Source organism: Bartonella tribocorum CIP 105476, from assembly GCF_000196435.1.
GTDB lineage: Bacteria > Pseudomonadota > Alphaproteobacteria > Rhizobiales > Rhizobiaceae > Bartonella > Bartonella tribocorum.
The window spans coordinates 1,352,919-1,368,473 of sequence record NC_010161.1; the positions used below are offsets into that span (position 1 = coordinate 1,352,919).

Genomic DNA, 15,555 nt, shown 5'->3' on the forward strand with positions numbered 1-15,555 from the left:
TTATTCTCCCATCATATGATGCCGGCGCCAAAATCACACACCATGGAACGCGCCGCCGGTCCACCGGTAAGGGTGAGTTTAAGGCGTGCTTGTTTGGCTGTTTTGTCACCACTAATAAATTTGCGCTCTGTCCAGAGAGGCTCCGATAACTGTTCTGTTTCATCGAGTTTCAAAGGGACAAACGCCCCATCATCCAGTTGCATCTCGAGGGTGAAAGAGGAACCGCCCGGCAAGAAGGTTTTGATATAGCTGGTCAATCTTGCCTTTTCCCCAAAGGCAAAAGCCCGCGTGATATAAGTTGCTGTTTTATGAATCTTTCCTGCAATCAACTGAACCGGGGCAAATAACACCGGAGAGAGTTTCTCTGTGCCTTTAAGAATGGCGCGAAGCTTGACCTTTTCACTGATATATTCGCTAAGGCTTAGCAATTGAAAGGGTAGCAGTTGGTAAACCGTGCCGTTGTTGCGTTCAATTTCAAAGATGACAGAGCAATCGCTTGAAGGCAATTCTACCGCTGCACGCACTTGCAAATCAGAACAATCCACAAGATCAAAGGTGCCTAAATCAACCATCTTTTCTGTTTGCCTGTAGCGTGCAGCCAACACCCGAAAGGCTAATGCTTCATCTTGATGGGCGCTCCAGCTTTGTGCATTGACAGAAGAAAAGCGCGGACCCGTCACATAGGGGTGGCTTGAGACATATCTTTGGCTGTCTTTATCAAAATCCCCAAGTTTAGCCAGTGATACGGAATGATCCGCATCATCGGTTTTAATGACAAAGGCGGTCAGACGGTCATCAGGGACGGTTAAGGGTACATCATAGCGTGCGCTAGCCCAGCCGGTTTTGGCACCCTTCATGGAATAAGATGTTTGGGCTTGAATATCAGCGGTCGGATAACCGTTTTCGGTGGTGACCAAATCAATCACCAGATCATGGGCTTGATTGCCTATTTTACAAAGATGGAAATCAATCCCCGTGATTTGCCGTGTTTCATCAGGGGTAAAGACTTGGGCTTGCGGGTCTACTTGTGTCCATATTTTCACCGTGGTGGTACGTCGCATCACCTTTACATCAATCACCCCTTGACCGGTAAAAAGCCCTGTTGCAACGGTGCCCCCTCTGCCTCGTGCAATCACATTCTTTGTACCAGCCGTAATATTCGCAGGAATGCTAAAGATGCCTTCAAGGGTGCCTTTGCTATCGGCAACAAGGCGGCTGTTGGGTAAGACATCCACACCATCAAAGGTAAGGCTTTCCAAGATTTCACCACGACCAAAGCCTTCAATCTTAAAATTCAGCTTAATTTGTCTTAAAAAATCGATTTGCTCTCGAGTCTCATTGATGAGGTCATCACGTACTTCCGTGTTACGGATAGTTCTCCCGCGATTCCATCCCATATTGAGTTGATTGGTGACACTTGAGAGCCAATCGGTGCGCTGTTCATGCCAAAAATCTGTTGCGGGGGTAAGGGAGACAGTCCCGGGGAGAGGTGCAAAATTTTGATAGGGGTTGATCTTTTCGCAAGCCGTAGTCAATTCTTGCGCAATGATCACTTCATTGGTCCAGTCAAGTGTGACAGGGGCGTTCAGGGGGGCAGTATAAAAGGTTGGATCAATGGCAAGCTGTAAAATGCCATGACCAATAGCCCCTGTTTGGGGAAACCCTTCATCGCGATAACTGTCATCGAGAAAAGGGTCTGCAAACATGCCTTTTTTGGCAACAGGCTCTTTAGAGTCAACATTGCTTTTAATGCGCTCTAATTGCATGAGGCGGTCAAGAGAGAGCACCCGTTGAAAATAACGCCACATCTCATCATAAGGGGCAACACGCGTGCCATCATTAGCCACTTGGGGGGTGCTAAGCCAATTGTTGGTAATGGTAGCAAGGGAGAGCACATCATCCGGGACACTGGGAGCCATGGGTTGGTCTGCCGAGACGCCTTTGATATAGACAACATTGCCTCCTGTGTTGAGACCAATACGGTCAATGCGGGGGAGTTTATAAGTGTAGCTTACAATGATATCACCTCCCTCAGCCCCTCCTGAGACGGTGATTTCCTGCGCTGTTACTTTATCCGCTTTTATGCTCGCGCGGTATCGATAGGTCACTTTATAACTACTGCCGGGGAGTGGTTCATCGCCCATGGGCGCCCAATCAATGGTGTCTCCGGTTTTTTTGAAATCCTTGCCTTCTTTAAATTCCTTGGTTCCTTGAACAATTTTGATAAAAGCGGTGATACTTTTGTCCGCCACCCCATCACGCCCGGAGGCAACTGCACCGCGAGTGATTGTCACGGTTTTTTCTTTCGTCAACAAAAGGGAATGAACAGCGGCAATGGGGGTATAATAGGTTTTAAAGGTAAAGCTTGTCTTGCCCTTTGGAGGTGCAAAAATATGGGTTTCACTAGGAACGGCACTTGTCGAAAAGTCCTCGAGTTCTTCATAGCGCAAAGCAGCCAAGCGCTTGCGTTTGAAACCATTGATATTGGCTTCTCCCTCTTGAATACTGAACACTTGCTTTTGTCCCTCTTGTCCCAAAGCTGTGACACGGCATCCCCCCACGATATAGTGTCCATGAGCGCGATCATACGTCGCAATGGCTTGCATAGCGGGTTCAAGTAATGAGGGGGATTTTTGATCAATCAAAACGCCATCTTGCAAGATATAGACCGGAAAGAAAGTCCCTTGCTGGTCATCATCTTTGAGAGCCCAGACAAGTTTTGCGACCTCGCGTGCCGCCCCGGGTTCTCCTTCTGCCAAGGAGCCTGGAACTTGTCCTAAGAGTTCTGGATCATCCTCATAGGTCACCCATTTCTTTTGCAACTTTACACCGATTTCCACGCGCCCCATCATGGAAATATTCGTGAGAACAGCATTTGAGACGGGAAAGATATCGCCTGCAATATAAATCTTACCCTCCGTTAAGGTAACGGTCTTTGTGTCTTTGTTGACAAAGGCATCTGCTCGTTCAACGCGGTCTCCTTCTTGTGCCACAAGGCGCCCCAAACGGTCATGACGCCCCCTGATGATGGTTTGCATTTCATTGAGTTCACCACCTTGAAGAAAAGAGCGCCTGCCATAAAACACAACGCTTTGTTGTTCATCTTTGCCTACCGATCTATCAATTGCAAAGGGTAGTCCGCTTTCATGTTTCATGTTAAAACCTCAATAAAATCTTGAATTGTTCGCGAACATCAGCACGCAAAGGAATGTTGATGGGTGTTTTGAGAATTTCTACACCGCCACGTAGTTCATTAGCCCCTAACCAAAGTTTACCAAGAGGTGTCTGTTCTGCCAGAGAGCCATGAACGAGGAGGGAAACAGAAGCGGCTTGTTTGTCCTCAACATCTTCAAAATCTGTGCGGGCTGCAAGAAATAACAGAGTACCTGTTGGGGAAGGGTTAAATCTGTTACCACAATGGCTGTAGGCGCCCTCAATCGCTTGTTCAACAGGTTGGACAATGCTGCATCTTCGAAACCCAATCAGAGTGTTATCGAGATCTCTTAAAGCCAAATAAAGGGGACGGTTTTGGAACCACTCTGCCATAAGGATATCGCGTTCATGTTTTTTAACCGAACACCAAGGAAAATTTGCCAAATCCCAAGGGTAATCGATTTGGTTCCAGCTTAATTCCTCGTCAAAGTCATCAATCCAGTTGCCAATAAGCTTGCCTTCTTGTTTTGTGAGCGTGTGATTAATTTCTGTGGTGCGTCCAAAGGAAAACAGAGTGTCACGAGCTGTTAAGCGCACGCCACTTTCAAAATCCAGCATGCTGTCATCAAGGTGTGACATATCGCCCTCTATAGCTCCCACATCATAACCATAGGTGCTACGGCGAAAATCAGAGCGCAAACTTTTGGAAAGGTCGACAATGGCTTCAATGGCTTCAAGGCTGCTTTGTTCAGGCAATTGATCAAAATCAAGTTGAAAGGAATTCCACCATGCACGCCCTGACCATGCGGGTGTAAAGTGTGCCGAAAGTCCAAGCCATTGAAGTCCCAACTCAATGGCTGCAACAGAACCACGCAAGCGCTGCCATGCAAGCCCTTGGTCAATCAGATCATAAGAATTCGAGAAATAAGGCGTGAGTTCTTGTAAACCATATTCATCAATGAGAGAGGGCAACCAAGATGGAGGGCGCGTGATTAATTTGGCACGAGAAATATCTTCGAGTGCCCTTTTTACTTGAACATCAACAGCCATTGCATCAGCAAGGCAGCGTTCAAACAAGCTTGAATTTGGCGGCAATAACAACGAGACCATCAATAAGCGTGCCCCCGTAATGATAAGGCAATTTCCCCTAGTGCTATCGCCTCATGAGGGGCGACCAGAATATCCTTGCACGGTTGCGTTATCTCCACATGATGCACACCCTCAACCATCAGGCGACTGAGTATCCAACTTAAAGAGAGATCACGCCCTAGTCTCCATGTACGCGCCCACTCTTCTCTCAAATTCTGCTCTGCCTTTTCTAAAACAAGAAAACCTTCATGAGGCAACAACCAAAGATCAGCCGAAATATCGATCACCCGCTGCACGGCACTTTTGACCAAGAGAGTATCATTGGTCATTTTTACCTGTTCTTCATCAAGGGCTGCTTGCACCTTGGCAATCAAAGCCTCATCAGCCACCCCTGATGGGCTGTCACTAAAAAGCGCCACATGAATGAGCGGGCTTTTACCCTCACGATAAACAAAAGCATCTTTGACATGGATATCGCTGGAGAGGGCAAAATATTGGTAGCGGGGCACTGTGCCCCCTGTGGAATGCCCTTGCCTATTTAAGCGAATGCGGCGGCGAAACCGCGCATCATCTTCATCTAAAAGGCGCGTAACCCCATGAAAATCTCCCAAATGGTCTAAACTTGTCCCACGCGCAAATTCCAGTAAATTGTCTCGCGCTACTTCATTAATCCGTTGGCGCAACAGCAACTCTTCATAAGCAGCCGCTTGTAATTGTATGACCACGGGGTCATAAGCGGTCTTTTCCACATTATAGGGAATATGATGAGCTGCAAAAACATCCACCAAACGCGCAATCTTTTGCTCTAAAATTACTTCAACACAAAGCTCTTCAATAATTTGTGGCAGAGGGAGTTGTGAAAAGGGTAAATGTTCAAGCTCTGCCATAAAAAACCTCTAAAGGAAATTGCCTCTCTTGCCCATGGGACCAATCCCCCAAATGTCCATCGGGATAAAAAACACCCCTTAAAACAAAGTGGAATGTCCCCTCGCGCGTTGCTTTGGTCAGATCAATCCTTTGCAATGAGAACCCAGGCTCTCCGCATTCTGGATTATCGAGCGCGCAGGCAATGGCTTGATAAAGACGTAAGATTGTTGCAGGATCAGCATTGGCATCTTGGAATTCTCTGACATCACACCCATAATGGCGACGCAAAACCCGTGTTCCTATCCTTGTCATTAAACATTTATGGAGTGATTGTTGGCAATGATCCCAACCATATAAGAGAGAGCCATCCTTTTCGCTCACCCCACAACGCATGGTTTAAGCCCCTTTGCTTGTCTTTGTGGTAGAAACGGTTGGGGCCGCAGCAACAACGGGGGCTGTTTTTTCAGCAATCTGACCAAGAAGCAAAGGGTATTTTGCTGCCTCACCGCTTAAACGGATTTCTTCACCCTTGCCTGGTGAACGGTTGCCTGCAACAAAATCGGCATTGGTTAAAACAACATAAGTGTTCTCATGCATGATAAAACTCCTTTAAAGGGGGGAAGAGGTTGTGGAAGGACCGATTTTGACCCCGCCGTGTTTATGGCTTGCGCCAACAGAAATTTGATTGTGCTGCAAATCTTCTGCTTCAATCTGTACACTGCCCGTTAATGCAACACGGGTTGCTTGATGAGAAAGCACCAGACCTTGTGCACTCAAATGGATTTGGTTTTCTCCATGGGAGAGAATAAGTTCATCTTTTGTCATCCGCAAAGCGCCCCCCGCATAACAGAGCGCAAGCTCTTGCGGCGAGCGTGCGGGGTTAGGCATATCCTCACTATAGCTATCGCGTACAACCAGAGAGGCGGAGCCAATTTCACCATGGGGGTTCAACAACCGCACCGGATCACCAACATTGAAAGGCATATTGCTGGAAACAGCCCCCGCCGCTTCTTGTGCTTGCAGCCAAGGCGATAAAACCGCTTGTCCATTGGCACTCTCAGAGAAAAGTTTCACCCGCACCCTATGACCATCAACTTGCACAACCCGCCCAATCATGTGCTGGTTGGCAAGACAGCGTTCAAGCGCATCAAGACGCTTCATAATTTGTCGAAAGGTATCGCTTAAGAGATGTGCATCATTCATGCCCCCACCTCATTGTCTAAATAAATCAACCCAGCTTTGAGTTATCCCGCATCAGCAAAAATATCCTGTCCCAACTGATACAAATCTTGGTGCCATTCCACCACACTGATCGATACACCACGCTGCTTAATCGCCGCAGAGATAATCGGTTCAATCTGGACATCCCGCGGGGCGCTCAAATGTGTCAAGCCCCACAATTGTCCGCTATGGCATAAAACCCCTATCGCTTCTGCCAAAAGCCAACTGGAAACATCCCGCTCTTTGCCCGTGGTGATAATAAATGCCCCTAAATGAAGATCAGCACTCTGCTGCCCAGAAGGCATAGGATTTAAACGACTTTCTAAAACCGCAACACGCACAGCTGGTGCCACAAGCATTTGTGTTTCCAGTTCTTCTAAATTAAAGCGTCCAAATTGACAGCCGCAATCACGCACATCCGGCAAAGCGCGTTTAAGGCTCTTTATCACCGCCTCACGAAAGGCATTAATACGCCCTGCTTGCTTGATCATTTGACTCACGAAAAGATCCTTCCCAACCAATCCTCTGCTGCTTTGACAATTTCCACTTTATTTTGCTCTGAAAGCCCCAAATAAGGGCGCGCCGGCATGGTCACTTGCGGCACACACACAAAACGCTGTGCTTTGCTGCTTTTCAGAAAAAAGCGAAGGGTTTTGCCATTTTTGGGGCGAATAACCCCACCCAATTGATGAATCCGCGCATAAACCAACCCACTCCCCACCATCACCTTTTCTGGTGAAGCTTTCATATCAATGGAGCGTGAGAGCGCCCCACTGGCAAAAAGAATGGAGGTACGGGCATGATTGTTTTTCCACTTTTCTCCTTGGGGAGAGGTTTTTTCACTTTGAATCCGCCGCCTTGTGCTCTCTTGAATGAGGCGTCCAACCCCTTGTGCTAAAGTCCCCATCGAGCTATCAGCTCCCTTTTGTAAAAAGGATAAGGCCGCTTCAAGCCCTGTCTCTTTAATCTCAATATGGGTTGAAACAGACATGTTACCTTCCCATCAAACGCGGTTTAGCAGTAAAAAAAGCCCCATCACGCACGGGACCATCTTCGCTCATAATTTTAGGCTCATCGCCCCCCAAACCCGCCTTGCCTTCCGCAATGCGTTTCAGCAAATCAACCGCCTGTTTGTAACGATCTTCAATGGTGGTGGTCAGTGCCGTATGGCGTATGGCTAAATTATAAACAGCAATATTGACACAAATCATGCTGAGAGCCGCCGGCTGTCCAACAATGGGGACACAGTAGCGATGAGACAAATGCACATCAATCTCACCACTTGCTTGGTTTAGAGCAAGGGCAATAGCTTGATCTAAAAGCACTGGATCAGAATTCTCATCATCAAAAGCACATAAGTCTTTTAAGAAATCATCACCCCAGAGCTCTTCAATCAATGTTTTGCTTGCATACGCCATCTTTTAAAGATTCCCTTAAACAACATCTTGCAGCAACACACCGGCATCTTTTGCAGCGACCAATTCACACACCCGTTCACCCACACGCACCCGTTTACCACCCGATAAACCAATATCTGGATCAGAGATCACCCCAGAGATACGCTCACCCAATTGAGCACTAAAGCCCCAGCTAATCACCGAACCATCCGCCTGTTGCTTGGTAGGATCAATATAAAGCAGAGCAATCTTATTGCCCCAAACGCGCGCCAATTGCGCCGTACGCCCTTTGCGAGCTAAATTCACTTGCGATTCACCAATGAGTAAACGATCGGGGTGTATTTCCATCAGATCAGCAAATTGCGCTTTGGTGACAAAACCATCAGCAGTACCACCCCCTTTAACGGCTTTGATGATTTTAGGGTGGCGTTTGAGTTTTGACCAAACAACTTTGCCCATCACAAGGGTGTTGGGCGTATAGATGAGACTTTTATCCATGGCCTCATCTAAAACAGCATAAGGGTCTGATTTCTCATAATCACTAAACTTATCCTCGCCTTTAAGCGTCATCACCCGCTCTGGCGCATAATTTTTATTGTCTTGCACAAGCGCTGCCACCCGCACTTCACGCCCCAATTCCAGCAAATTGGCAAGTCCTTCCACAGCTGTCTTTTCGGGGTTATAACGAGAGCGCTTTTCTGCCCGTGCGCGAGCTGCTGCCTCAATATCGGAATTGGGAATGAGATCATCAAGCCCGTAATCTTTGACACTGGCTTCCCGTTCAAAGGCAGAAAATTCTACCACATTCGGGCGTCCTTTTCGCCCAACCTCAAGTTCAGGAACGGTAAAATTTTCCGCTAGAGGAAACTCACTATATTTAAACACCTCACTTAAAACAGAAACGCGGGGCAAAACTTTATCGCCAATAAGAGAACCTGCTGGATTGCGATACCCAATAGCAATGGCGGTAAGTGTTGGATCAATGGGAAAAGGTCTATTCATTTTTAGCCTCGATTAATTAATTTTAAAAGAAATAACATCACCAGCAGAGCCATCACTCATGGCAATACCAATGGTGCGGTCTGCTGCTTCTGCCTTTATGGCGTGCCCTTTGGGGTCAGAGGTCAAAAAATCACCAAAGGAAACATTGCCCCCACAGATCACTTCGCCCCAGCCACATTGACCAACATCAAGCATCTCACCAGCCTTTGCACTCAAAGAGCCGGCAGTGCCTAATAATTTATCACCCTTTCCAGAAGCCGTTGCCACCATTCCCTCAGTTCGTGCTGCAACAATGCAATAAGGTGAAATTTCTGCAGCAGCGCGAAAAGATTTAATCAAAATCATCGTACTCATAATGGGCGCTCCTTTTGTTCACAAATATGATCGACCGCTTGGCTAATAGTGATGTCGAAGCCTTTTTTCTTCTGCTCTTCCTGATAATGACGTGCCGCAACAGCAACCTCTTCTGGCGCAAGCTTTGGTTCTTGTGCTAAGGCACACACTTCTAGAGGGCTTGTTGAGGCAAGCGCCGGCAATTTTTCTATCAAACTTTTAAAATGCTCCATCCCCCCTTCAAGGCTACAGAGCGCACGATATTCTGCGCGGGCTGCCGGCAAAATCTTGCCCTCTTCAATGGTCTTGTCTAAAAGACTCTCAATGGCACTGTTTTTTTGCTCTTCTTGCAAAAGCGCTAAATCTTCTCGCGCTTTTTTTAATTGGGTGCAAAGTTCCACGCGTTCCTTTTCGCGCGCTTTAAGCGTTGCTAAAACCTCATCCGCTTTAGCATCTTCTGCCAACGATAGTGCACTGGCAATGGCTGTCAAATCCATCATTTTCTCCGTCAAAGTTATAGGGGGTATTTTGGGCTGTTCACGGCTTAAAGCCGTCATCACAAGGGCTGGACGATTGACCAGTCCAGCACCGGCTAAATTTAAAATTTCACCTTTCTTGGAATGGCGAAACTCAGGCGAAAGATAGCGATATTCTCGAGCAATAATTTTTTTGGTAGCCATATCTGTCCATTTAACCCGTCCCCAAATCGCACCATCCCGCTCCGCTAATTCTTCAATCCAACCGCTTGCCGGCGCTTCCAAGCCATTTCTCGCACGGTGATGTTGTCCATGCTCATAATCAATCACAAGCGGTCCTTTATTGGCTGCAAAGGCTTTTAAAATAGTTTGCGGATTATAATGCCATTGTCGTCCATCACGTGCCTTCACATGGGGCGCTTTGGGCAACAACTCTACCCACTCAGGCGCTTGGCTAATGGTGGCGTCTTCAAATGAAATGTCTTGGCATAAAACGTCTGGACAGAGATCTATTAACGCAGCATGAAATGTCCCATCATAAAATGTCTGGGCATCCCCATCTTTTTGATCTTCGTGAAATTCCTGTTCCATACATTGCCTATTGCTTTACAATTGTCATTGGCAATACAATGCATGAAACCGCTTCACCTTATAAGTCTGACAGTGTCAGTCAAAAGGGCATTTCTTAAAAAAACACTCTTTTCCCTATTATTCTCCTTGTGAGAGAAACCCCCGTGCTAAACCATCCCATAAAATCGTTTTCAAAGGCACTTCAAAGGCGATAGAGCGCCGTTGTGAAGTGAGAGGTAAATTATCACTCCACACAACAAAGCCTCTCTCAAGCCGTTTTTTTAAAGATTGCTTTTGAACGTTGAAACTGTTAGATTACCCACGAGGCGTGAGCCAGTTTTGCCAGGACGGTTTTACCGGATCTGCGAGGAGTTGACCGCCCTCCACGCCTTCTCATTTTCCTCGACACCTGTTCCTTCTCACAAACACCAACAGAGCTTTACGGTGTTCTCTTTACAACAACCGTTCGTCCTTCTTTTTCCTTTTAAAGAAAACACCCCCAAGTCAAACACTCTTATAAAATTGTTTTCAAAGACACTTCAAAGGCGATAGAGCGCCATTTTTTTTAAAGATTGCTTTTGAACGTTGAAACTGTTACATTGCTCTCGAGGTGTGAGCCAGTTATGCCAGGACGGTTTTACCGGATCTGCGAGGAGTTGACCGCCCTCCACGCCTTCTCATTTTTCCTCACACACCAGTTCCTTCTTTGCAAAGCCAACAGAGCTTTACGGTATTCTCTTTACAACAACCGTTCATCCTTCTTTTCAGCCGCGTTTAACAAACGTTGAATTTCGCGAAAGCTCTTTTTATGCATCGAGATAAGCCACCACTCTTGTTTGCTTGCTACCCATTTGACTGCAAAGCGCCACCATGCCCCACCACTTTCACCCAAAAACACAACACTCTGTGCATCTTTTCGTCTAATAACGCCATAGGGCTTTATGAAGGTTTGAATGGCGCCTCGAAAATCCTCCAAGCGAAGAGACCGCGCTTGATGCTCTAACAAAATATGTTTCACACTGTCTGAAGATAAGCGAATAAGAGAGCCCTCCGCTGCGAAAACATCACGCACCTTTTGGATCATGGGGGCAATGGGAATAAATCCACGTGGCATATGTCCTTCAAACATGGCTTCCAAAAGGGGTGAGCCCACAATATCTTCAATGGCAATGCGTTTCTGATTGTCCCCCATGGCGTCAATTTTATCACTCAAAAAATTGCTTAAATTTTGCGCACGATGTTTTCCAGGATTCAAATGCCAACCAGGATCAATCCCCTTTGGTATCTTTTCAACGCGCCCCGTCCGCTTATTGCGCCAAACCCGCGTCTCCACATGGGGTGGGGCTGCCCCCTCTTCATAGCCTAAATTGTCCGCCTCATAACGACTTACTTGCCGCACACTACATTTACACCGCCAGCCATTGGGCGGATAAAGCCAATCCCAAATGGGATCATCAACAGGTGCGGTAAACCCCACCCAGCTTTCATGTTCTAAACGCTTATGCTCTGAACTGGACAAAGCATAGGTGAGATAGGGCAAAAATTCTTTATTATTTTGTGTGCGCTCCCACTCACCTGCCGCATGCGCACTCATGGTATTTGCCCAATAGACTGTCTCTAAACGTCGTGGGCTGCCCAATTGCACCTTCTAAAATTGCATTTAAAGCGCCAAATCGAAGCTGAAAAAGAACACTCCAAAGCTACACAAAATTCGGCTTAATGCTCCTCTAAAATGAAAGTGGAAATCTTTTTACTTTAAAGAAATTATGCAAAATATTGATAAATAATGTTTTATTATCCAATTTTTGAGATTTCCACGCATATATGGAAATCTTTTTTGCTTTTTTGGTCATTTTTGGTTGATTTTGGAGTCGATTGAACTTTTGGATTGATTTTTTTCAAAGGGTCTTCAAAGGCGGTTTTCTGGGCTTTCACAGACTTTTTAAAAATTTTCAAAGGATTTTCAAAGGCTTTTCTCATTTTTACAATGAAAACGCGCTTTTTACCATTTTTCGCATTTTTTGATCATTTTAGGTGTCAAAATCTATTTTGACAAAACGCGCATTTAATGCTAAATTTTATGCATAAAAACAACAAATTATCACGTATTCCTAACTAATCCCACCTCTTCCCACTTAATGCAAAACCTACTGTCAAACTACACCGCTATCCCGTCCATAATCTATGACACCATAGTGAATACGCACGATACGATCAGGGAGATGATAATAAGCAAACATATCATCCATTTCATCGCGATAAGGTTCCCAGCCAAGTCTTTTTAAAATTTCTGTTACGTCTTTGGTTTGCATCATCATTCCCCCCAGCATAATCCTTAATTCTTTTACATAAAAACTCATAAAATTACTTGTGTAACACTGATGCTCTCCAAAAAAACTAGAATTTCCACACCTCCAATGTCATCTCCTCCATAGTTTTTTCCAAAAACTCTTGTAAAAAGGGAGAGGTTGTGGACTGGGAGTGTTCTCAATCTTTTCAATCGGTTGATCAGCATCAAGTATCTCTTCTCCCGCGTGTACTATAATCCTTTTGCAAAGGAATTCATAAAAATTACTTGCGTAATATTCGCAATCTTCAGATGGAAGCATGACATAGAGCGGGCATTCTCCATCCCGAAACTGTGTATAATCAAAGTAAAAGGTTTCACCAAAATCAGCATCACAAACGATAAGCTGTTCTGGTGTTGTAAAACCACGTTTTCTATCATTTAAGTTTTGGAAAACAACGTCATTAACAGAAACACCTATAGGATGCTCATAAAGACTATAGATTTCTTCACCACTAATGTCCCCGCCTTTATAATGTTTAAAAAAACTCTTATAAGAGGATGTGAATTGTAAACCAAGAGCTTTCTCAGCCCTTTCAATTATAAGATCATCAACTGCATCATCTTCAGTACGAAAATGGATAATATCATCATCATATTTATTCACTTTATCAATTAATATTACAACATCATCTAAGGTATAGGTCTTCATCAATTATTCTCCATAAATTATTCTATAAATTTCTTTTTTCTCTTTTCAATTAACCGTAGAGCATTTACTGCCGATGCTCCTGTCCCCATCTATCAAAATCTATCCCTATGATACCCCATCTCATATCAATTATTCCTCCTAAATTACTGTTTTTTTGTTCCCTATACCCTTTAGCGCGTTCCTTCCAATATTCCTCTCTCCACTTATCAAACTTTTTTCTCTCTATAAGTGATTGATGTTTTTGAGGATTATTATGAATCACAGAAGTATATTTTTTATGAGATTCATGACTCATTTCTGCTATGGGTCCCTCAGGCGTTTGCTTTAGGTGATGCAACTCAACAGACTTATTATCAAATCCTATAGGTGCTCTTCCTGTTTCCATTCTCTCAATATTGGTACCCCATACTGTTTTCCCTTTTTCTTCCCAATCAGAAACTCTGTTAGGATCAAACAGGTCGTTTCTCTGATAAACTTTGTTTGTCTGACCAAATTTGCTATCGGTAAATTTAATGGGTTTTTCTTTTAACCAATTCTTTTTTTCTTGAGCAGCAAGGTTGGTCAGTTCTTTCTTCACTGAAAGTTTGGCAGGATCTCCTTGAGCTGCAAGCTCTAAAAGATTTTTCTTGGAAGCGAATTGGGCAAAATCTTTCCTCATCATGAATTTGATCAGAGCACTTTCGCCAAGCTTCACGCCTCCCTTGACGGCTCCAGCACCTCCAACAAAGGTTTCTAGCCCTCCGGCTAATAATCTTCCGCTTTCAAAACCAGCATTAAAAGCTCCGTCAACTCCCGCTTTTTCAAAATTCTCTTTTATGTGATCTATATGCCCTATAAAGGAATCCTGAACACCTCCCAAGAATTGATCAGCACCTTCCCAGACATCATCAATCACATGTCCACTCTCCGCCCAAGACATTGCAGTTCCAACATCGTTAAGAGTTGTCTTACCGCTCCCCCATGGATTGCTAGCAGCTATTATTATTTTTAACATTATGTTCTTCACAGCGCCATCAGCGAACTCGTATAGACTCATTGGTATATCGGCAATAAAATCAGACATAGTACCTACCGTAAGAAACACATCTTGTTGGTCATCAATCTCAAGCCATTTTTCGGCAACATCTTTTCGACACCATTTGTCAGAACACTCTTCTAACTCTTTCTTCATCTGGGCGCGTTGGGCGCTACTCAAAAAGTTATTTGCAGCGGCATTGCCTGCAGCATCAGCACCGGCATCAACATTGCCACCAGCAAGTGCCGCTGCAAAGCCGCCGGCAGCACGCGCTACATCAATGGTGTGGTTTCTAAAGTCAGCAAACTGCGCATCAATCTTTGCAGTGATGCGGGCTTGCTCTTCTGCGGTTGGGGTGCGACCATTAAGATCCCCCATTTCCTCTTTCACAATGCTTTGCATCCACAGTTTAAACTGGAGCATAGCGGTGGCTTCACCTACAGCACCGCCAATCGCCCCAGCAGAGCAAGCACCGCTTGCAACAGCGCCTTTTAAACAGCCAAGACCGGCGTGAGCAACGATCTGTGTGACCGTGTCTATTTTGCCCTCTGCCTTAGCTGTGCCGATTTCTTCCGCTAACGATTTGCCAACCGTATCAGACAAGGCGATGCGCAGATTGTTAAAAAAGTTCTTGTCAAGAGAACCACCCTCAAGAGCCGTTTGTACACCCGTGCCAATGGCTGCTTTGATCAAGTTCTTTTCCGCCTCACGGGTGATGCGATCAACCAAAGGTGCCGTTTTGGGTAAAGATTGTCCAACACCAGCCATCTCAGTTATTTGGCTGGTTAAGCCTGCTGTTAACATCGCAGAGACAATACCCAGAATATTCTTCGATGAGCCAAGCTCATGGAGTGCACCGGCAATGTTGCCGCGATTATTCGCAAGAGCCACAGCACTTTTGTTAATCAATGCTTGGACACCTGCCTGTATTGCTGCATTCATGGCTGTGCTAGAGCCAAGCCCCAAAGCACCAGTAATGGCATTCGCCGCTGTGGACGCTGCCCCACCCGTGACAGCAGTGACAGCCAATGCGACTAAAGCAGCACCAGCTTCTGTCAGACCTTGGGCTTTATAATCCCAGTCTTTAAATTCAGCTTTAACAGCCTGCCAATCAACTTGCTTGGCTAATTCTGGATCATCACGCAATTGCTTGATCCATGAAAGTCCTGGAGAGCGTGCCAATTGTTCAAGGGATTTGTCAAAATCACCCGTTGTCTCATATTCAACAACAAAGCCATTGCCCGCATCAAGCTTCATGCCACCACCAGCTTCGATGGTCACATGCTCGATAGTCTCATTCAGATAGCCTTTATCCCTCTCACTCCACCACACAAGGTTTTCATTCCGCTGATACGTGTCCTTAAAATCTTGATCCTTGGTAGTCATAATCTTATCTGTTCTTTATCTGCCTATAAATGTGTCTCATTACCACG

15 protein-coding genes and 1 pseudogene are annotated in these 15,555 nt (G+C 45.5%); all 16 read right to left on the minus strand.

The features are described 5' to 3' along the window. Window positions 1-11: 11 nt before the first annotated feature. Window positions 12-3,155 carry a DUF4815 domain-containing protein gene (locus BTR_RS06080; protein WP_012231834.1) on the minus strand — a complete coding sequence of 1,048 codons (3,144 nt, stop codon included), beginning with the start codon at window positions 3,153-3,155 and terminating at the stop codon, window positions 12-14. Between the two features lies 1 nt (window position 3,156). Next, entirely contained in the window at window positions 3,157-4,263 is a 1,107-nt protein-coding gene (locus BTR_RS06085; protein ID WP_012231835.1) for a phage tail protein, read from the minus strand. Beyond that, window positions 4,263-5,129, minus strand: coding sequence for a baseplate assembly protein (locus BTR_RS06090; RefSeq protein ID WP_012231802.1), 867 nt, complete (start codon window positions 5,127-5,129; stop codon window positions 4,263-4,265). The genes BTR_RS06085 and BTR_RS06090 overlap by 1 nt, the downstream gene beginning before the upstream one ends. Next, entirely contained in the window at window positions 5,116-5,502 is a 387-nt protein-coding gene (locus BTR_RS06095; protein WP_012231803.1) for a GPW/gp25 family protein, read from the minus strand. Before BTR_RS06095 ends, BTR_RS06090 begins: the two co-directional genes overlap by 14 nt. 3 nt (window positions 5,503-5,505) lie before the next feature. Further along, a complete protein-coding gene (locus BTR_RS06100; protein ID WP_012231804.1) occupies window positions 5,506-5,706 on the minus strand; it encodes a hypothetical protein in 201 nt (66 codons plus the stop codon). A gap of 12 nt (window positions 5,707-5,718) precedes the next feature. Continuing rightward, complete coding sequence (locus BTR_RS06105) at window positions 5,719-6,312, minus strand: phage baseplate assembly protein V (RefSeq protein WP_012231836.1); 594 nt, start codon at window positions 6,310-6,312, stop codon at window positions 5,719-5,721. A gap of 41 nt (window positions 6,313-6,353) precedes the next feature. Further along, window positions 6,354-6,830, minus strand: coding sequence for a hypothetical protein (locus tag BTR_RS06110; RefSeq protein ID WP_049776837.1), 477 nt, complete (start codon window positions 6,828-6,830; stop codon window positions 6,354-6,356). Beyond that, window positions 6,827-7,321: a phage virion morphogenesis family protein gene (locus BTR_RS06115; RefSeq protein ID WP_012231807.1), complete on the minus strand. Its 495-nt coding sequence runs from the start codon at window positions 7,319-7,321 to the stop codon at window positions 6,827-6,829. The genes BTR_RS06110 and BTR_RS06115 overlap by 4 nt, the downstream gene beginning before the upstream one ends. A gap of 1 nt (window position 7,322) precedes the next feature. Further along, window positions 7,323-7,748, minus strand: coding sequence for a gp436 family protein (locus BTR_RS06120; RefSeq protein WP_012231808.1), 426 nt, complete (start codon window positions 7,746-7,748; stop codon window positions 7,323-7,325). A gap of 15 nt (window positions 7,749-7,763) precedes the next feature. Further along, window positions 7,764-8,729 carry a major capsid protein gene (locus BTR_RS06125; protein WP_012231809.1) on the minus strand — a complete coding sequence of 322 codons (966 nt, stop codon included), beginning with the start codon at window positions 8,727-8,729 and terminating at the stop codon, window positions 7,764-7,766. 12 nt (window positions 8,730-8,741) lie between these two features. Continuing rightward, window positions 8,742-9,083, minus strand: a complete 342-nt coding sequence (locus BTR_RS06130) for a DUF2190 family protein (RefSeq protein ID WP_012231838.1) — start codon at window positions 9,081-9,083, stop codon at window positions 8,742-8,744. Further along, entirely contained in the window at window positions 9,080-10,129 is a 1,050-nt protein-coding gene (locus BTR_RS06135; protein ID WP_012231839.1) for a phage protease, read from the minus strand. Before BTR_RS06135 ends, BTR_RS06130 begins: the two co-directional genes overlap by 4 nt. Window positions 10,130-10,847: 718 nt before the next feature. After that, window positions 10,848-11,747, minus strand: coding sequence for a phage head morphogenesis protein (locus BTR_RS06140; RefSeq protein WP_244393408.1), 900 nt, complete (start codon window positions 11,745-11,747; stop codon window positions 10,848-10,850). A 514-nt stretch (window positions 11,748-12,261) separates the two neighbouring features. Further along, a complete protein-coding gene (locus BTR_RS12885; protein WP_158305291.1) occupies window positions 12,262-12,420 on the minus strand; it encodes a hypothetical protein in 159 nt (52 codons plus the stop codon). A 108-nt stretch (window positions 12,421-12,528) separates the two neighbouring features. After that, window positions 12,529-13,107 (minus strand): SMI1/KNR4 family protein, encoded by a 579-nt coding sequence (locus BTR_RS06155; RefSeq protein ID WP_012231843.1) that lies wholly within the window; start codon window positions 13,105-13,107, stop codon window positions 12,529-12,531. Window positions 13,108-13,171: 64 nt separating this feature from the next. Next, window positions 13,172-15,514: pseudogene (locus BTR_RS12280) on the minus strand (DUF637 domain-containing protein); the annotation flags it as partial. Window positions 15,515-15,555: the final 41 nt, after the last annotated feature.